Annotated in this window: 14 protein-coding genes; 7 read left to right on the forward strand and 7 right to left on the reverse strand. The window is 41.3% G+C overall.

Features of this window, described 5'->3' with window-relative positions:
• Window positions 1-651: a response regulator transcription factor RcsB gene (gene rcsB / locus PROVRUST_RS13945; RefSeq protein ID WP_004259923.1), complete on the forward strand. Its 651-nt coding sequence runs from the start codon at window positions 1-3 to the stop codon at window positions 649-651.
• A 67-nt stretch (window positions 652-718) separates the two neighbouring features.
• Here rcsB and rcsC read toward each other — a convergent pair whose 3' ends face one another.
• Together rcsC and gyrA are read right to left on the reverse strand one after the other, a co-directional pair.
• Complete coding sequence (gene rcsC / locus PROVRUST_RS13950) at window positions 719-3,571, reverse strand: two-component system sensor histidine kinase RcsC (protein WP_071599559.1); 2,853 nt, start codon at window positions 3,569-3,571, stop codon at window positions 719-721.
• Window positions 3,572-3,719: 148 nt separating this feature from the next.
• Entirely contained in the window at window positions 3,720-6,326 is a 2,607-nt protein-coding gene (gyrA, locus tag PROVRUST_RS13955; RefSeq protein ID WP_039855351.1) for a DNA topoisomerase (ATP-hydrolyzing) subunit A, read from the reverse strand.
• 342 nt (window positions 6,327-6,668) lie between these two features.
• Here gyrA and ubiG point away from each other — a divergent pair, with 342 nt between their 5' ends.
• The 4 genes from ubiG (at window position 6,669) to yfaE (ending at window position 11,430) form a co-directional block, all read left to right on the forward strand.
• The gene (gene ubiG, locus PROVRUST_RS13960) at window positions 6,669-7,391 is read left to right on the forward strand and encodes a bifunctional 2-polyprenyl-6-hydroxyphenol methylase/3-demethylubiquinol 3-O-methyltransferase UbiG (protein ID WP_039855353.1); all 723 of its coding nucleotides are present in this window, start codon (window positions 6,669-6,671) and stop codon (window positions 7,389-7,391) included.
• 334 nt (window positions 7,392-7,725) lie between these two features.
• A complete protein-coding gene (gene nrdA, locus PROVRUST_RS13965; RefSeq protein ID WP_006815510.1) occupies window positions 7,726-10,017 on the forward strand; it encodes a class 1a ribonucleoside-diphosphate reductase subunit alpha in 2,292 nt (763 codons plus the stop codon).
• 11 nt (window positions 10,018-10,028) lie between these two features.
• Complete coding sequence (nrdB, locus tag PROVRUST_RS13970; RefSeq protein WP_039855355.1) at window positions 10,029-11,165, forward strand: class Ia ribonucleoside-diphosphate reductase subunit beta; 1,137 nt, start codon at window positions 10,029-10,031, stop codon at window positions 11,163-11,165.
• 1 nt (window position 11,166) lies between these two features.
• The gene (yfaE, locus tag PROVRUST_RS13975) at window positions 11,167-11,430 is read left to right on the forward strand and encodes a class I ribonucleotide reductase maintenance protein YfaE (RefSeq protein ID WP_039855357.1); all 264 of its coding nucleotides are present in this window, start codon (window positions 11,167-11,169) and stop codon (window positions 11,428-11,430) included.
• 237 nt (window positions 11,431-11,667) lie between these two features.
• Here the strand turns inward: yfaE and PROVRUST_RS13980 are convergent, their stop codons facing one another.
• Window positions 11,668-13,008 (reverse strand): anaerobic C4-dicarboxylate transporter, encoded by a 1,341-nt coding sequence (locus PROVRUST_RS13980; RefSeq protein WP_006815514.1) that lies wholly within the window; start codon window positions 13,006-13,008, stop codon window positions 11,668-11,670.
• 501 nt (window positions 13,009-13,509) lie between these two features.
• Here PROVRUST_RS13980 and tyrP point away from each other — a divergent pair.
• Complete coding sequence (gene tyrP, locus PROVRUST_RS13985) at window positions 13,510-14,658, forward strand: tyrosine transporter TyrP (RefSeq protein ID WP_230083615.1); 1,149 nt, start codon at window positions 13,510-13,512, stop codon at window positions 14,656-14,658.
• Between the two features lie 251 nt (window positions 14,659-14,909).
• Here the strand turns inward: tyrP and PROVRUST_RS13990 are convergent, their stop codons facing one another.
• Entirely contained in the window at window positions 14,910-15,452 is a 543-nt protein-coding gene (locus PROVRUST_RS13990) for a YfaZ family outer membrane protein (RefSeq protein WP_006815516.1), read from the reverse strand.
• 343 nt (window positions 15,453-15,795) lie between these two features.
• Between PROVRUST_RS13990 and PROVRUST_RS13995 the strand changes: the two genes are divergently transcribed.
• Window positions 15,796-17,238, forward strand: coding sequence for a catalase (locus PROVRUST_RS13995; RefSeq protein WP_197721682.1), 1,443 nt, complete (start codon window positions 15,796-15,798; stop codon window positions 17,236-17,238).
• Between the two features lie 52 nt (window positions 17,239-17,290).
• Here the strand turns inward: PROVRUST_RS13995 and menE are convergent, their stop codons facing one another.
• Genes menE through menB form a run of 3 tightly spaced genes read right to left on the reverse strand, consistent with a single transcriptional unit; the run spans window position 17,291 to window position 20,516 of the window.
• Window positions 17,291-18,700 (reverse strand): o-succinylbenzoate--CoA ligase, encoded by a 1,410-nt coding sequence (gene menE / locus PROVRUST_RS14000; RefSeq protein ID WP_006815518.1) that lies wholly within the window; start codon window positions 18,698-18,700, stop codon window positions 17,291-17,293.
• On the reverse strand, window positions 18,688-19,659 hold the full coding sequence (gene menC / locus PROVRUST_RS14005; RefSeq protein WP_006815519.1) for an o-succinylbenzoate synthase: 972 nt from the start codon (window positions 19,657-19,659) through the stop codon (window positions 18,688-18,690). The genes menE and menC overlap by 13 nt, the downstream gene beginning before the upstream one ends.
• On the reverse strand, window positions 19,659-20,516 hold the full coding sequence (gene menB, locus PROVRUST_RS14010; RefSeq protein ID WP_004912212.1) for a 1,4-dihydroxy-2-naphthoyl-CoA synthase: 858 nt from the start codon (window positions 20,514-20,516) through the stop codon (window positions 19,659-19,661). Before menB ends, menC begins: the two co-directional genes overlap by 1 nt.
• Window positions 20,517-20,518: the final 2 nt, after the last annotated feature.

Raw genomic sequence — 20,518 nt, forward strand, 5'->3', positions numbered from 1 at the left:
ATGAATAACCTAAATGTCATTGTTGCCGATGATCATCCTATTGTTCTTTTCGGTATTAGAAAGTCGCTTGAACAAATCGAATGGGTGAATATCGTTGGTGAATTTGAAGATTCTACTTCTTTAATTAATAACTTAGCGCGTTTAAATGCTGACGTGCTAGTTACTGATTTGTCTATGCCCGGCGATAAATACGGTGATGGAATTACGTTAATCAAATACATTAAACGCCATTACCCTGACCTTTCTATTATTGTTCTTACCATGAACAATAATCCTGCAATTTTAAGCGCAATTCTTGAGCTCGATATTGAAGGTATCGTTCTGAAACAAGGTGCTCCAGCAGATTTACCAAAAGCACTTGCCGCGTTACAAAAAGGAAAAAAATTCACGCCTGAAAGCGTCAGTAAACTGCTTGAAAAAGTGAATGCAAGTGGTTATGGCGATAAACGTTTATCACCAAAAGAGAGTGAAGTACTGCGTTTATTTGCAGAAGGTTTTTTAGTGACCGAAATCGCGAAAAAACTCAATCGCAGTATTAAAACAATTAGTAGCCAGAAAAAATCTGCGATGCTAAAACTCGGTGTTGAAAATGATATTGCACTGCTTAACTACCTTTCCTCAGTGAGCATTGATAACTCGCCTAGCGAATAAGTTCGTTTTTTTAGATATTCAAATAAAAACCCGAAATCGGGTTTTTATTTTTTTGAATCTATTGGATCTATACGTTGGGCTTTACGTATTTAACCAATGCCTCTCGGAGTACTCTAATCGACGTTGGTTTAGAGAGACAATCATTCATTCCAGCATCCAGACAACGTTGTTTTTCTTCTGCCATTGCATTCGCTGTCAACGCAACAATAGGCTGGCTAAAACCAGTTTTTCGTAATGCCCCTGAAAGTTGATAACCATCCATATTTGGCATATTCACATCCGACAGAACAATATCTACCTGATGATGCTCCAAATATTTTAGGGCATCTAATCCATCCACCGCGGTTCCCGTACTGAACCCTATACTCGTTAGTTGCTCAACCAGTAACATTCTATTAATTGGGTGGTCATCAACAATGAGAATTTTAAATTCATTTAGCGCTATATCAGTCTCTTGTTTATTCTCATCATTGAATAGCTCTTTTGAATTTTGGGCGACTTTAACAATGATTTTATCAATCAGCATCGGTAATTTGTCTAGCTGATAAGTATTGTAACTCCAATCATTAGGTTGAGTTTCAATCAATTCACCCGTATACAAATCAAGTAAACGAATGAGATTTTCTCCCGCAATAGCAACCTCATGTTGATGGTCGGTAATCACTAAATCAACATGTTCGTTGTCTTCAATATGTTGGCTCTCAACCACATTAAAATGGTGGTGTTTCAGTAATCTAATCAAAAAATTCATTAAGAATGTATTTTGACAAGTCACTGCAATACGATAATTTTTTCGATATTCAGGTATAACCTGTTCTAGATATTTTTGTCCGTATAAAGGAATTCGAATCGTAAAGGTACTTCCAAGACCAGCTTGTGAGTTAACCGCAATATCACCATCCATCAAGTTAATCAGTTTTTCACAAATAGCTAAACCGAGTCCTGTACCTTTATGACCATTATTTTGGTCATAAACTTGAAAGAACGGATCAAATAGCTGCATGACTACCGCAGGCGTCATCCCTATCCCAGAATCTTTAATTTCTATTTTAAGGTAATTACTATCCTTCCATACGTGCAACATAACAAAACCAGAGTCAGTAAATTTAATGCTGTTATTCACGATATTAGAGATCACTTGTTGAAGTCGAACAGCATCACTTAGCATTAGATCGGGAATATTAGGTTCAACATAAGAATAGAGTGAAATATGTTTCTTACTTGCTAAAGGAACGTAATTTGCCAAAACAAAAGCAAAAACATCTCGACAATTGAATGATTTATTTTCTATTTTTAGCTGTTCGGATTCAATTTTCGAAAAATCGAGAATATCACTAATAATTTGTAGCAATAATGACGATGAGTTGTCCATTGTAGAAACAAGCCTCACCGCTTTATCTGATAAGTCATAGCGTTGTAATAACTCAATATTACCGATGATCCCATACAATGGTGTTCTTAGTTCATGACTAACTGTAGCTAAGAACATAGATTTTGCTTGGTTCGCTTGTTCCGCGGCATCAGCGACATCCTGCAAAGATTTCTCCATTTGTACACGTATGCTGATATCAATCAGCACACAAATAGCGACATCTTCATTTTGGTAACGAGAGTTCACGAAACTAATTTGTAAGTGTGTTCCGCTGGTTGTCACAACATCAATATAGTTACTAGATTTTTGACGAATAATACTGAGTATTCGCTGTTTATCTTCATCATTCAGCAATCGAAAATAGTTATGAGCCAACTCATTACTAAGAATATTCCCACCATCACTAAGTCTTAAAATAATGATCCCTACAGGAGCGGATGCCACAATTTTGTGGTTAAACTGCTCATGTTCTTCGAGACGAATTGCCGTATTTTCTGCTGGCTCCAACATTTTTCTTTCTAATAACCAAATAAGAAAGAAAATGAGTCCGCCAGAGAAAACATTAAGAAATATTGCATAAAATATTGAATTTTTTATGTTTTCAATGAGATGGGATGTTGATATAGAATAAATCACAGTGAGCTGAGAAGGCACTAAACGTTTTTTAAAGAATAGTTTTGTATAATCAGAATTAAAACCAAAATAATTTTGCTCACTCGCCACTAATAATGGAGAGGCTTTAATATTCGCATCAGATGAACTAAATAGGATCGGTTGGTTCGATGAGTTCACGATCATAATATCGACCGCTTTATTATTACGCAAATTAAACTGGTTTAAATTAATGGCTCTCTCAACACCAATAAAACCGACCAATAGATTTCTACTATAGATTGGCATCAAAACATAAATTTGACCATTATCAGACTGAGCGCCATGCGCAATGGCATATAAATTATGCTCTTGCCCCTGCATCTTGAATGCTTTATAAGAGCGCGTCGTCTCATATGCAATTCGTTTTAAACCTTCAAGATCAGTCACTGCAGAGCGTGTTGGGTAATCCATCATGCATTGGCTAATTGTTCCTGTAATGAACACGTGATTAAGCCCTTGAGGAGCACCAATACTGTCTTTCCAAAAGTAGTTTAATTGCTCAAAAGCTGCTAAATAATTTTTAGTATTTTTTTTGAAACTTTCACAATCAGCAGTAGGTATCAGGGGATAAAGGTTATACGACGTTGATGTAGGCATCGAGATTGATTCAGGTTGTACATCTATTTTCTGCTGATACTCTTCATACTTTACCTTTTGCTGCTCTGTCATTGAATGGATCAGACGCAACGTAGTACTGGTTTGCTGGATGTAGGTTTGTAGATTATCGTAACCGGAATGGAATTGTTGGCGTAAATCAGATTTGCTTTCGTTAAACTGCATATAGAGAAAGAATAGCGTGATAAATAACCCCATTCCCCATAACATTAAGCCGAGGACACGAAAAAGATCTCGAGATAGTCTAAGGGATGTTTTAAACGAGGGTAAGTATCTCAATCTGTTACCTGCAAGTACAGTCTCACTGACACTGAGTATACTCGATTAATTAAATGAAAAGCGATAAACAATAAATTATAGATATTTTATCTAGTGTAAATATAGAAAAACGGGCGGAAAACCGCCCGTAAAACAAAGTATTAAATAACTATTCTTCGTTATTTGTCTCGTTGTCAACGTTTACATCATCAGCATCTTCTTGATCGTTGCTGTCATTGTCATCGTCTTCAGTTTCCGCAACACGCTGCAAGCCAACCACTTTTTCATCTTCGGCTGTTCTAATCAAGGTAACACCTTGAGTATTACGCCCGACAACACTAACTTCAGAAACACGGGTACGTACTAGTGTTCCAGCATCAGTAATCATCATGATTTGGTCAGTATCTTCAACTTGAATTGCCCCTACCACGTGACCATTACGCTCACTGACTTTGATAGAGATAACCCCTTGAGTTGCACGAGATTTTGTTGGGTATTCTGCTTCTTCTGTACGCTTACCATAGCCATTTTCAGTGACGGTCAAAATATGGCCTTCCCCACGAGGAATAATTAAGGAGACAACTTTATCGTCATCCATTAATTTAATACCACGTACGCCGGTCGCAGTACGACCCATGGCACGAACAGCGTCTTCAGCAAAACGAACCACTTTACCTTGAGCAGAGAACAACATGACTTCATTGCTACCATTGGTCAAATCAACACCAATCAGTTCATCACCCTCATTTAAGTTAACCGCGATAATCCCGGCACTTCTTGGGCGGCTGAAATCTTGCAGAGGTGTTTTCTTAACTGTACCACTAGCGGTAGCCATAAATACATAGTAGCCCTCTTCGTATTCACGAACAGGTAAGATTGCGGTGATACGCTCATCTTGTTCTAAAGGTAATAAGTTAACAATTGGACGACCACGAGCCCCACGGCTAGCTTCCGGCAATTGATAGACTTTCATCCAATACAAACGACCACGACTCGAGAAGCACAGAATAGTGTCATGAGTGTTGGCGACCAATAGACGCTCAATAAAGTCTTCTTCTTTAATACGTGCTGCTGACTTACCTTTACCACCACGGCGCTGTGCTTCGTAATCAGACAGAGGCTGATACTTCACATAACCTTGGTGAGAAAGCGTCACAACCACATCTTCTTGGTTGATCAGATCTTCAATATTAATGTCAGCTGTATTTTCAGTAATCTCCGTACGACGAGCATCGTTATAGACATTACGAATCGCTTCTAATTCTTCACGAATAACTTCCATCAAACGATCAGGGCTACGTAAAATAAACAGTAACTCTTCAATTTGCTTCAGAAGGTCACGGTATTCTTCAAGCAGTTTTTCATGCTCAAGACCCGTTAGTTTTTGTAAACGTAAATCCAAAATTGCTTGCGCTTGCTGCTCAGTCAGGAAATATTCTCCATTATGAACACCATATTGTGGCTCTAACCATTCTGGACGCGCAGCATCATCGCCCGCACGTTCCAGCATTGCTGCCACAGTACCCAGCGCCCAAGAACGCGAAATTAAACCGGCTTTAGCTTCTGCAGGTGTTGGCGCTTTACGAATCAGCTCGATAATTGGGTCGATATTTGCCAGCGCAACGGCCAATGCTTCAAGGATATGAGCACGGTCACGGGCTTTGCGTAATTCAAAAATAGTACGGCGCGTAACAACTTCACGACGATGGCGAACAAACGCTGCGATAATATCTTTCAGATTCAGAATTTTTGGTTGGCCTTGATGTAAAGCCACCATGTTGATACCAAAAGAAACTTGCAGTTGAGTCAGTGAATACAAGTTATTCAGGACAACTTCACCCACCGCATCACGTTTTATTTCAATCACAATACGCATACCGTCTTTATCAGACTCGTCACGTAATGCACTGATACCTTCAACGCGTTTTTCTTTAACTAATTCAGCAATTTTTTCAATCAAGCGAGCTTTGTTCACCTGATATGGAATTTCACTGACGATGATGGTTTCGCGACCATTTTTCTCATCGACTTCGACTTCAGCACGGGCACGGATATATACCTTTCCGCGACCAGTACGATAAGCATCAATAATACCACGACGTCCATTGATGATAGCGGCAGTCGGGAAATCAGGTCCCGGAATGTGCTCCATCAAGCCTTCGATGCTAATGTCTTCATCTTCTATATAGGCTAAGCAACCATTAATCACTTCACCTAAGTTGTGAGGAGGAATATTGGTTGCCATCCCGACAGCGATACCCGAAGAACCATTGACCAAAAGGTTAGGAATTCGTGTTGGCATTACTGCAGGAATTTGCTCTGTACCATCATAGTTAGGCACAAAGTCTACGGTTTCTTTTTCTAGGTCAGCCAGCATTTCATGGGCAATTTTCGCCATACGAATTTCCGTATAACGCATTGCAGCTGCGGAGTCTCCGTCAACTGAACCAAAGTTCCCCTGACCATCTACCAGCATGTAACGCATAGAGAAAGGCTGTGCGAGACGAACAATCGTCTCATAAACAGCGCTGTCGCCATGTGGATGGTATTTACCGATGACGTCCCCGACGATACGGGCAGACTTTTTATAGGGTTTATTCCAATCATTTCCCAGTACATTCATCGCGAATAACACTCGGCGGTGTACTGGCTTCAGTCCATCTCGAACATCTGGAAGAGCACGGCCGACGATAACGGACATTGCATAATCCAAATATGAGCTTTTCAGCTCTTCTTCGATATTGACTGGGGTGATTTCTCTGGCAATCTCGCTCATGGAACCACTGTCCCTCATAACTTCAGATTCAAAGAGTAAACTATACCACAACTCCCCTACTTAATTAAGAGATAAGAGAAGTGAGTATTTGTCTTTCAAGCTATGTATAATAGCGGAAAAATGAGTTTATGTGTCCGATACTTGTAGAATAATCAAGTAATAGTCTCGAAAAGATTCTATGATTGGTCACAATCGCAGTAAATTAACTTACGGGCAGCTATCGCTCCATTACTAATACCTCTCTATATCATCTGCAACGTGTATGAACACGAGCAATTAAATATAGTTCATCGGGTAAAATTTGGTAATGCGGGGATAGATATCGATATAGGAGCTCCTGACATGAACGATACCCAAGACCAAACGTATTTAAACGTCGATAAACAAGAGATTGAAAAATTTGAATCGATCGCGTCGCGTTGGTGGGATCTTGAAGGTGAATTTGCACCATTACATCGTATCAATCCGCTGCGCTTGGGTTATATCATGCAACGCGTAGAAGGTATTTTCGGCAAGAAAATCCTCGATGTCGGTTGCGGTGGTGGAATTTTATCTGAAAGCATGGCAAGAGAAGGCGCAGAAGTCACAGGTTTAGATATGGGGGCCGACCCTCTAATGGTTGCCCGCTTACATTCGCTAGAATCAGGCATTCCAGTAGAATATGTCCAAGAAACAGTGGAGCAACACGCAGATAAATACCCTCAAACCTACGATATTGTGACCTGCATGGAAATGTTAGAACACGTTCCAGACCCACAATCCGTGGTGAGAGCGTGTGCCAAATTAGTGAAACCCGGTGGTCACGTTATTTTTTCTACTATTAATCGAAACAAAAAAGCCTGGTTAATGGCGGTAGTCGGTGCGGAATATGTCATGAAGATGGTTCCTAAAGGCACTCATGATGCGAAAAAATTTATCCGCCCATCAGAACTAATTGGTTGGGTAGACAGAACACCATTAAAAGATAAACATATCATAGGGTTACATTACAATCCTATCACAGATAAATTTTGGTTAGGTCCAAACGTAGATGTAAACTATATGCTGCATACCATCAGCGAATAAATAGCAAGCGGTACGTTTAAGAAAGCAGCAAACGATCTCAACTTTACAAAATAATTTTGACCAGTATGTCGGTAACGCAATTTTTAGTAACTCCTCTTCTCATGCAGCTTACCGACATGATCAATTTTCTTATCCAACCTGTTATCCACAAGATCCATCAAATTTGTACACTTGATAAAATCGCATATTAACATTATCTTGTTATTGTATTCTTAATAAACTACTACATATAGTGGTAATCCTAGAATTGACATACAAGTCTCATGATCCTACATCATGAGCTTTTTTACGTTTAGGGTCTGCTATTTGTAATCCAACCAAGGTGTACTTGCTCATGAACCAGAGTCTGTTAGTCACAAAACGTGATGGACATAAAGAACGCATTGACCTCGACAAAATCCATAAAGTGATTGCTTGGGCGGCGGAAGGTCTTAATAACGTATCAGTATCTCTCGTAGAGTTACGTTCTCAGATTCAGTTTTATGATGGGATCAGAACCTCTGATATCCACGAAACCATGATCAAAGCCGCTGCTGACTTAATTACTGGCGATACTCCTGATTATCAGTATCTTGCTGCGCGTCTCGCGATTTTTAACCTACGCAAAAAAGCCTATGGTCAGTTTGAGCCACCAAAATTATACACACATGTAAAACGCCTTGTTGAAATGGGCAAGTATGATAAGCATTTGCTGGAAGACTACTCAGAAGCAGATTTCGAGCAAATGGATGGTTTCATTGACCATTGGCGTGATATGAATTTTTCCTATGCGGCGGTTAAACAGCTTGAAGGAAAATATTTAGTTCAAAACCGTGTTACCGGTGAAATCTACGAAAGCGCACAATTTTTATATATTCTGGTTGCGGCTTGCCTATTCTCTCATTATCCAAAAGAGACTCGTTTAGATTATATCCGTCGTTTCTATGATGCGGTTTCTACCTTTAAAATTTCACTACCAACGCCAATTATGGCGGGGGTACGTACACCAACTCGTCAATTCAGTTCTTGTGTACTAATTGAGTGTGGTGACAGTTTAGATTCTATCAATGCGACCTCTAGCGCGATTGTGAAATACGTATCTCAACGTGCAGGGATTGGTGTAAATGCCGGTCGTATTCGTGCACTGGGTAGCCCAATCCGTGGTGGTGAAGCATTCCACACGGGCTGTATTCCATTCTATAAACATTTCCAAACCGCGGTAAAATCTTGCTCTCAAGGCGGTGTCCGTGGTGGTGCAGCGACCCTGTTTTACCCAATTTGGCACTTAGAAGTTGAAAGCTTGCTGGTTCTGAAAAACAACCGAGGTGTTGAAGGTAACCGTGTACGTCATATGGACTACGGTGTACAACTCAACAAACTGATGTATGAACGACTGATCAAAAACCAAGATATCACCCTATTCAGCCCATCTGATGTCCCAGGTTTGTATGATGCTTTCTTTGCAGATCAAGACGAGTTTGAACGCCTATATGTTCAGTATGAGCAAGATGAAAACATTCGTAAATCCAGCGTTAAAGCGGTTGAGCTGTTCTCATTAATGATGCAAGAACGTGCATCGACAGGTCGTATTTATATTCAGAACGTTGACCACTGTAATACACACAGCCCATTTGATCCGCAGGTTGCCCCTGTTCGTCAATCTAACCTGTGTTTAGAAATCGCACTACCAACTAAGCCATTGAATAACATCAATGATGAAGAAGGTGAAATTGCACTGTGTACACTTTCGGCCTTTAACTTAGGGGCGATTAACAGCTTAGATGAGTTAGAAGAGCTAGCGGTTCTCGCAGTTCGTGCGTTAGATGCACTGCTCGATTATCAAGACTACCCAATCCCAGCGGCGCAAAAAGGCTCGATGGGTCGTCGTACTCTTGGTGTGGGTGTGATCAACTACGCCTATTACTTAGCAAAACACGGTGTACGTTACTCTGACGGTAGCGCAAATAATCTTACCCATAAAACATTTGAAGCTATCCAATATTACTTATTGAAAGCCTCTAATGAGTTAGCGAAAGAGCAAGGCGCATGCCCGTGGTTCAATGAAACCACTTATGCACAAGGCGTATTACCTATCGACACTTACAAACGTGAGCTCGATAAATTAACTGACGAACCACTGCATTATGATTGGGAAACTCTGCGTAAAGAGATCCAACAATACGGCCTGCGCAATTCTACGCTATCGGCTTTAATGCCTTCAGAGACTTCGTCTCAGATTTCGAATGCGACCAATGGTATCGAACCACCTCGTGGCTACGTCAGCATTAAAGCATCCAAAGATGGTATCTTGCGCCAAGTGGTTCCTGATTATGAAAATTTAAAAGGTGCTTATGAGTTGTTATGGCAGATGCCATCGAATAACGGCTATTTGCAACTCGTTGGGATCATGCAGAAATTTATCGATCAGTCGATCTCTGCCAATACAAATTATGACCCAACGCGTTTCCCAAGTGGCAAAGTACCAATGAATCAATTACTAAAAGATTTATTGCTCGCCTATAAGTTTGGTGTCAAAACACTTTACTACCACAATACTCGCGATGGCGCGGAAGATGTTCAGGGTGACCTGGAAGAAGTTGTTGAGTCTGCTGATTCCGATTGTGAAGGCGGCGCGTGTAAAATTTAATAGGGATGGTTATGTCACATACATACACTATTTTTTCTCAAAAAAAGAATGACCAATTACAGGAGCCGATGTTTTTCGGCCAACCTGTTAACGTGGCGCGTTTTGATCAGCAAAAGTATCCTATTTTTGAAAAACTGATTGAAAAGCAACTTTCATTTTTCTGGCGTCCAGAAGAAGTTGACGTGTCTCGCGACCGTATCGACTACAACGCTCTGCCAGATCATGAAAAACATATTTTCATTAGTAACCTGAAATACCAAACGCTGCTTGATTCTATTCAAGGCCGCAGCCCTAACGTGGCATTCTTGCCACTGATTTCAATCCCTGAGCTAGAAACTTGGGTTGAAACTTGGTCATTCTCAGAAACTATCCATTCGCGATCGTATACGCATATTATTCGTAATATCGTGAATGATCCGGCGATTATCTTTGACGATATCGTTGAAAATGAAGAAATTCTGAAGCGTGCAAAAGATATTTCTGCGTACTATGACAAACTGATTGAAATGACAAACTATTACCATATGTTTGGTGAAGGGACGCATACTTTTGGTGGCAAACAAATCGTTGTTTCATTGCGCGAATTGAAAAAACAACTTTACCTGTGCTTAATGAGTGTCAACGCTCTTGAAGCCATCCGTTTCTATGTCAGTTTTGCATGCTCCTTTGCATTCGCTGAACGTGAGTTAATGGAAGGTAACGCCAAAATTATCAAGCTGATTGCACGCGATGAAGCGCTACATTTAACGGGCACTCAACATATGTTGAATCTGCTACGTTCAGGTCAAGACGACCCTGAAATGGCAGAAATTGCTGCTGAATGTGAAGAGCAATGTTATCAACTCTTCGTTGATGCTGCTGAGCAAGAAAAAGAGTGGGCTGAATACCTATTCAGTGAAGGCTCAATGATTGGTCTAAACAAAGAAATTCTATGCCAATATGTGGAATATATCACCAATATCCGCATGCAAGCGGTAGGTCTGAAACTGCCATTTGAAGCACGTTCAAATCCAATTCCATGGATCAATGCATGGTTAGTATCGGATAACGTCCAAGTGGCACCACAAGAAGTGGAAGTTAGCTCTTATTTAGTCGGTCAGATTGACGCTGAAGTTAACACCGATGACTTGAGTGATTTCGAACTGTAATATGGCTAGTCATAAAATCACCCTGCGTCTTACGCAGGGTGTGCAAGTCCCCTACCACACAAAAGTTCATTCCAGCTTATTGGAAGCGCTAGAAGATAGCCGCGTTGCTGTCGAGTATCAATGCCGTGAAGGGTATTGTGGCTCGTGTCGCGTAACATTATTAAAGGGAAAGGTTGGATACAAACAGAAGCCTTTAGCCTATGTTCAAGAGGGTGAGATCTTACCCTGTTGCTGCCATCCGCTTTCCGATATTGAAATCGAGTAGCGGCGCGAGTCATACTGTATATCTAACAATAAAAAGCGATTGCTTTGATGACTCGAGCAATCGCTTTTTGCTTATAAACTTTTTGCTTATAAACTTTTTGCTTATAAAATAATGCCCTAAATAATTCGAGTTGCAGGTAGGCAGCAAACGAAGATAGTCGGGGAGCATACACAAGTATGTGACCCGACTAGCTAAGAGCAGCTAACACCCCTGTACCTTGAAGTATGACGGGTATTTTTATAAATAACCGTACAACGCAGCAAACACCCAACCAAACACACAGGATACACCCACTCCAATTAAGCCTGGCAGGATAAAGCTATGGTTGATAACAAACTTACCAATGCGCGTGGTTCCTGAACGGTCAAACTGAATTGCAGCAAGATCACTCGGGTAAGTCGGCAGAATATAGTAACCATAACAAGCAGGCGCAGATGCAATAATATAAGCAGGATCAACACCAATACCCAGTGCGATTGGTACTACCGCCGCTAAAGCCGCCGCCTGTGAGTTCACAAATTTAGATACTAACAGTAAAACAACCGCATAAGCCCAAGGGAAATCCTTCACCAAAGTCCCTAACGTTCCTTTGATTTCATCCATATGAGCACCGAACATGGTTTCTGCCATCCATGCGATACCGTATACCGCAACAATAGCTATCATCCCTGAACGGAAAACTTCGTTTTTAGAAATCTGTCCTGGATTGGTTTTACAGATAATAATAATCAGCGCACCCGCTAATAACATAAACATCTGAATCACCAAGACCATAGACAACGGCTTACCGTTAATTAATGGTCTTAACTCAGAGAATGCACCAAGCAAAGCAACAACAACAATGGATGCTAAAAAGATCCACATTGCCACCCAGTTAATTTTAGGCAGCTTTTTATCCAGTAGCGTAACCGTCTCACCATAAACATAATCATGGTTTTCTGGAACAGAAATAAACTCTTGGAATACTGGGTCCTTATCGAGATCTTTACCTCTAAACCAACTGAAAATACCAATGGCTAAGATACCAAGTAATGTCGATGGAATAGTAATTGCCAGAAGATCTAAGAACTCCAGAGATTTACCATTGATTGAAACCCCATTAAGCATCGCAACTAATGACACAACAGCTACGGATACTGGGCTAGCAATAATCCCCATCTGCGCACCAATACTACTCGCCGCCATTGGTCTTTCTGGACGAATATTATTCTTGATTGCGGCATCATAGATAATTGGCAAAATGGTGTACACCACATGCCCGGTACCACACAAAATGGTTAAGATACAGGTTACGAAAGGTGCCACAATAGAAATGTATTTTGGGTTTTTACGCAGTAAACGTTCTGCAATTTGTAGCATAACGTCTAAACCGCCTGATGCTTGTAACGTTGCTGATGCTGCAACAACAGCGATGATAACAAGCATAACATCAACAGGCGGTTTTCCCGGCGGTATACCAAACCCGAAAACGAGGATCACCAGACCCACACCACCTAACAGCCCGAGTGCCATCCCCCCTTTCCTTGCTCCGTAGAACAAGCAAACGAGAATAATGGCGAGTTGAATAATAAAATCCATAAAACCATCCTTTAATTATATATTTATATGTTTCCTACATTATCTAGATGGTCTTAATATATTAATTTGATTTATATTAATTAAAACATTAATATTTTTTTATTTTTTTACACAACTTTAAATCCACATCACAATAATTTACCTTAGTTACTGCTACCCTGTGAAATTAATTGCTTTTTTGCAATAAAATCATACAAATACACCATATATTTTAACATTTCCCCTCATTAAATTTCACTTACCATTTTATTATCAAACTCAATTTATGTTCAATTTCACGATATTTCATATATATGGGATCATTTAAACATTAGGGAAATTATTAACCAAAATAGACTGTAATCTATTATTTACAGCACCTGTAATTAAGATTTGACAGAATAATCTCAATCGCATAACCTGCTCAAATTATTAATAACTCGAATTCAATCAGAGGAATTTGTGAAGAATCGTACCCTTGGCAGTATTTTGATCGTTGCGGGAACAACAATTGGTGCAGGGATGTTGGCTATGCCACTAGCTGCTGCTGGTGTAGGTTTTACTGCTATTGTCTGTTTATTAGTTGGCTTATGGATGCTAATGAGTTACACCTCATTGCTGCTAGTCGAGGTTTATCAGCATAACCCTGCAAACATGGGGCTTGGTACTGTCGCCAAAAAATATTTAGGTCCTGTTGGGCAAGTTGTCACTGGCTTAAGTATGTTGCTCCTAATGTATGCACTGACAACAGCATATATCGGTGGTGCCGGCGTACTTATCTCTGATAGCTTATCGTCTTGGTGGGGTGTTACTGTTTCCACTGAAACTGCCATTGTTATGTTCACTATAGTCGGTGGCGCAATTGTCTGTGTAGGGACTCACTCTGTCGACTTTATCAACCGTATCCTCTTTACCGCTAAAACTATTTTTTTAGTGATCATGCTTGCCGTCATGATGCCCCATGCCGAGGCGGTTAACTTAAGCACTCTGCCACTAGAAAAAGGTCTTATATTAGCCGCCGTTCCTGTTATTTTTACCTCTTTTGGCTTCCATGGCAGTGTTCCGAGCTTAGTGAATTATATGAATGGTGATGTACGTAAGTTACGTATCATTTTCATTACAGGTAGTGCAATCCCCCTTGTCGCTTATATTTTATGGCAGATTGCAACGTTAGGGGCTATCCCATCAGAGACCTTTATGGGAATTCTAGCTCAATCATCGGGATTAAATGGTTTGCTCATCGCTATTCGAGATGTGGTTGCAACACCAAGAGTCAATATGGCGGTTGCTCTATTCATGGATTTAGCCTTAGCGACTTCTTTCTTAGGCGTTGCCCTAGGGTTATTTGACTATCTTGCTGACTTATTTAAGCGTAGTAATAATTTTATTGGTCGATCTCAAACTACATTACTGACATTTGTACCACCATTACTCGCCGCACTATTCTTCAGCAGCTTTGTACAGGCTTTAACTTATGCCGCTGTAGCATTATCTGTCTTAGCATTAATCATGCCAGCACTGTTAACGATGCGAGTACGTAAGTTAGAAGCTCCCGGTATTTACCGCGTCAAAGGCGGCACTCCAATCCTAAGCTTAGTTTTGCTGTGTGGTATCGCGGTCATCGCCATCCAGTTCTCGATTGTAGCCGGCTTCCTACCTAACGTAGGTTAATCCTCACCACAATTTCACGCATAAAAAAACACCCCAATATGGGGTGTTTTTGTTTTGACGTGTTTTTTTCTATTTTTGAAAAATACATTTCCGCCATTTTTCAAAACATAACGAGCACTAGCGTTATTCTCTAAATAGTTTGAATTGTGGCTAGGCGGCAAACGAGGATATCTTGGGGAGCATACATGAGTATGTGACCCGAGTAGCCGAGTGCGGTCAACAACGCCACAAATCAAAATATGACGAGAATATTAGAATGAGAGGCCGGCGCCCACATACCACCCATCTGCAAGTTTCTCATTACGATCATCATGAGCACCTTTCATCTCAATTAAGCGGTAACCCGCATCAACTGACAGTGGCTTGAAGACCGTAAAACGCGCACCTGCTTTCGCTTCGGTATAAGATTTGCTGCCAGAAGTCAGTGATTCCGGTGCACCATACGCTTCACCGTATAAATTTAATGATGGCAGGACTTGCCAGCTTAAACCACCACCTAATGCTGCCGCCGCGCCATCATTACCATCTTTAGGCGACAAATATAATGCTTTCCCTCCAACATAGGCGTTGAAAGGACCTAAAGGTAGTCCAAATGTGGCACCTAAACTTCCTAGTTGACCATTATGATCACTACGAGCCCATGAACCATTAAATGCTAAACCAGAACCTTGTGTACCAAAACCACCATTCAGCTCAGTAAAATGTTCACCAGCAGTAAAATCAGCAGAAATTGCCTGCGCTGCACCCATATAGAATGCAGAAGTTGCCGCAACAAGTAATAGAACTTTGCGCATTGTTATATCCTTTGTTATTTGAATTAAAACTATCAGGGTGATGGTACGTGATTTAGCGCATCGACTCAGTATTTTTTGCTTAAATTTACGTTAACGGTAGTTTACAAAGCACGATAAGTGTAATTTCACCCTATTTTCATATAGTAAGATAAAAAATGCATTTTTTCTTACTCTACATTGTCTCCAAACGATTGCAGTAATTGGCGACTCTGATTAGATTATTAATTACATGCTCATTATACTAGTCACCAAGCTTATTATAGAAACGAAGTCATATTTTACAAATATTCAGCTAATTAGTTATTTTTTAGTAGTTTATAACTCTAAATATTCTGGGAGTATTATGATGAAGAAAAAAGGTCTAACTACCGCGTTTGGCGCCCCTGTTGCAGACAATAACAACGTAATGACGGCGGGTAAACGTGGTCCAATGTTGCTGCAAGACGTTTGGTTTTTAGAAAAACTGGCACATTTTGATCGTGAAGTTATCCCTGAACGCCGTATGCATGCTAAAGGTTCCGGTGCTTTTGGTACATTCACAGTAACCCACGATATAACCCGTTATACTCGTGCAAAACTGTTCAGTGAAATTGGCAAAAAAACTGACTTATTTGTTCGTTTCTCTACCGTTGCAGGCGAACGCGGTGCTGCGGATGCAGAACGCGATATTCGTGGTTTTGCCATGAAATTTTATACTGAGGAAGGCAACTGGGACATGGTGGGTAACAATACCCCAGTATTCTATCTGCGCGACCCATTAAAATTCCCTGACTTAAACCACGTTGTAAAACGCTGTCCTTATACAAATATGCGTAGTGCAGCATATAAGTGGGATTTTTTCTCGCACTTACCCGAAGCTTTGCACCAATTAACTATTGACGTCAGCGATCGTGGCTTACCAAAAAGCTACCGCTTTATGCATGGATTTGGTAGCCATACCTACAGCTTTATCAATGCCAACAACGAGCGTTTCTGGGTTAAATTCCACTTCCGCAGCCAACAAGGTATTAAAAACTTGATGGATGACGAAGCTCAAGAGCTGATTGGTAAGGATCGTGAAAGCTCACAACGCGATCTCTTTGAAGCCATTGAAAAAGGTGACTATCCTCGTTGGAATCTTCAAATTCAGATTATGCCGGAAAAAGAAGCATCTACTGTTCCTTATAATCCGTTTGATTTAACTAAAGTTTGGCCACACAAAGATTACCCATTAATCGATGTTGGATATTTTGAATTGAATCGCAATCCAGCAAACTATTTCTCTGATGTTGAACAAGCTGCATTTGCGCCTACAAATATCGTACCGGGTATTGGTTTCTCCCCAGACAAAATGCTGCAAGGTCGCTTATTCTCTTATGGTGATACCCAGCGTTACCGCTTAGGTGTTAATCACTATCAAATCCCTGTCAATGCGCCACGCTGTCCATTCCATAATTACCATCGTGATGGTGCAATGCGAGTTGACGGGAACAGTAGTAATACCGTCACTTATGAGCCGAACAGTGCGGGAATGTTCCAAGAGCAGCCAGACTACAGCGAACCGCCATTATCCCTAGAAGGTGCCGCTGATCATTGGAATCATCGTGAAGATGAAGATTACTTCAGCCAGCCTAGGGCGCTGTATGAGTTGTTAGATGATGCAGAACATCAGCGTATGTTCCAACGTTTAGCAGGCGAGTTAATTGAAGCATCAGAAGAAACTCAGAAACGTCAAATTGAGTTATTCAAGAAAGTACACCCTGAATACGGTGCTGGGGTTGAAAAAGCATTAAACGCACTAAAATAAATCTATTATTTTAATTGTTATCAAGCGCTAGAGCCTTCTAGCGCTTTTGTATTTAATTAGCTAGTTGCGCCAATACCCACTGCTTTACCTGCTGGCGAGACACTTTAATTCCCCCTGCTTTCAGTTCAGGAACTAAATGGTAAAATGTCTTTGGGAATTGATAAGGTGCTAATTTATCTTTCAGCCAATCCGCCAGCATCGTTAACCCTAAACTCTCGTCAGCTTCAATGACTGCAACAGGACGCTGCCCAAACTGCTCATCATCAATGGGAATGATAAAGCTTTGGCTAACTTGAGGATGGCTATTGATCACCGACTCAATATCTTCTGGCTGGACACATTCTCCACCACTGATAAATAAGTTATCTAAGCGACCCAGAATTTGATATTCCCCGTCAATTAATGCACCTTTATCGTTAGTTTTGAACCAACCTTCGCTACATTTTAGCGGTAATAATTCGCCATCAAACCAATACCCCATGGCTTGACTTGAGGATTGTATTTGGATTTCATCATCCACAATACGTAGCTGTTTGCCTTTTAATGGCAACCCAACCCCTTTTTTTCCATCGGCTCGCTTCGCACAAACCGTCGATGCCATTTCCGTCATGCCGTAGCCACTCCAACAAATAATCCCTTGGCTCATGGCTAATTCTGTCAATGGGGTTGGGATCATAGCGCCCCCCAATAAAACCTCTTTTAAGTTGATATCAACTTGCCGCCCATCATTCAATAAGCGCCATAGTTGAGTAGGAACTAAAGATGCATGGGTTACGCCTTGTAGTGCTTCTGGTAGCGGTGCCGTACGTAATGCTAAGCTTCTACCTTTTAGCAACCAGCGCCAGACTATACCTTGCCCTGACACATGGAAAAGTGGCAAAGAAAGTAGCCAGCAATCATTTTGCTGGTAATTCATTACACTTAATACACCATCCGCACTGTTTAAATGTGCTGCAACACTATGAACAGCGGCTTTTGGTAACCCCGTAGAGCCTGACGTTAAAATTAACGTCGCAGGTTGGTCAATTACCTTTTGAAAGTTATTAAGTTTGAATAACTCTTCACCAATAAAGTGATCATAGAGCTGATAGTCCAAGCGGGGGTAACCCGACAGAATTTTATCGTCATCTGTAAAGTCGATAACAAAATCCACATCAAGATGAGGTAATAATTCGTCTATAAGCCTTTCAGGAAGACGAGGATTTAACGGTAAGACACGAGCGCCACAGGCAATAATTGCCAACTGGCTCAATAATAATTCAACTGAATTTTTTCCACGCAAAACGACACATTGCTCTTGTGTTAAACCCTGCATTGAAAAATAAGTAGAAAGATTAGATACCTGCTCGCTTAATGTCTGCCACGTATAACTTTCAGAATCCGTTAGCAATGCAATTGAATCAGGATGCTGACTGGCCCAATGCCGCCAAGGCCAGTCAGTAAAGTGGGTTAGCTCTGCCATACAACCGTCAAGTCATCTAACTGTTGGATAGGAATATCACACTGTGGCCAAGGACGAATTAACTGAGATTGGATCAGTGAAACTGTATCCAAACCCGGAATAGTATTTGGTGTTAACCAATTAGCCACTCGAGCCAGTTGCGTTAGACCAAAACTGGTTTCAATCGATGAGCTGATAACTGCTTGTAAACCCAGTTGGTGTGCTTGCTCTACCAAACGACGGCAATTATCCAAGCTGCCTGTCAGGGTTGGTTTAATCACAATTGCAGCCACTCCGGATTGAGCTTCAACTTTAAAGCCATCCTCACGGACACTTTCATCCCAAGCAATGGCAATTCCTGTATCCGCTGCAAACTGTAGCGATTCTTCACGGGTCTTGCATGGTTCTTCAAGAAATGCGATACGATCACGATAATCGGGATTCACGTATTTTGCGAACCCATCCGCTTTTGCTCGTGTCCAGCTACGGTTAGCATCTAAACGCAGTTTTAGTTCAGGCACAGCTTCAAGAAGTAAATTCGCAACCATACCATCACGAACGGCCTCATATAAGCCCACTTTCACCTTAGCAACCTTTTCACCATCCATCGCATCTAAGCTCAGGATCAAGTCATCTGGGTCGCCACTGCACAAGGGTGCTTTACGATAATCTGCTTGTTGAGGTAATTCCCCCGAAAGCTCGGCGAGAGCACAGCTGCAACCAAAGGCGACAGAAGGTAATTCACTTTCAGGTTGATTGCCTTCATTCACCCATCCCTTCAGCCATTCAATGGTTTTTGCTGTCGCATCTTCCAATGTTTCACGGCTAAATTCAGGCAGAGGTGAAATTTCCCCCCAGCCTTCGCTATCCCCATCTTGTAAACAGACCAATAACCCATCACGGGTTTTGAGCCGTTGATAGCGAAGGATAACGCCTGCCTCCATCGGCAGGCTGAACGAGTAAAGTGTTGCTTTTCTCATTATGGATTACGCTTATATTTAGAAAAATCTGGTGCACGTTTTTCGTTAAATGCGTTACGACCTTCCTGACCTTCATCAGTCATGTAGAACAGCATTGTTGCATTTCCTGCTAATTCTTGCAGGCCTGCCTGGCCATCACAGTCAGCATTCAGTGCCGCTTTAAGGCAACGTAATGCCATTGGGCTGTTTTCCAGCATTTCACGACACCAGCGAACTGTTTCTTTTTCAAGGTCAGCATAAGGCACGACGGTATTGACCAAGCCCATGTCTAATGCTTCTTGTGCATTATACTGACGGCACAGGAACCAAATTTCACGCGCTTTCTTTTGACCGACAATGCGAGCCATGTAAGATGCGCCCCAACCACCATCAAACGAGCCAACTTTCGGCCCTGTTTGGCCAAAAATCGCATTATCCGCAGCAATCGTCAGATCGCACATCATGTGCAACACATGACCGCCACCGATAGAGAAGCCAGCAACCATGGCCACAACCGGTTTAGGGCAAGTGCGGATCTGGCGTTGAAAATCTAAAACGTTCAGATGGTGAGTTCCACTTTCATCGCGGTAGCCGCCGTAGTCACCACGAATTTTCTGGTCACCACCTGCACAGAATGCTTTTTCGCCTTCACCCGTCAGGATAATAGTACCAATGTGATCATCATAACGGGCGTCCGACAATGCTTGGATCATCTCTTTGACTGTTTGTGGTCTGAAAGCATTACGCACTTCAGGACGATTGATGGTGATTTTCGCAATCCCTTCAGGGGATTTGTGATATCGAATATCTTCAAAGCCTGTCGAGCAGTCTTGCCATTCAATTGGCGCGTACAGTTTTTCTTCGCTTGGATAAATCATTA

This window comes from Providencia rustigianii DSM 4541 (assembly GCF_000156395.1).
GTDB lineage: Bacteria > Pseudomonadota > Gammaproteobacteria > Enterobacterales > Enterobacteriaceae > Providencia > Providencia rustigianii.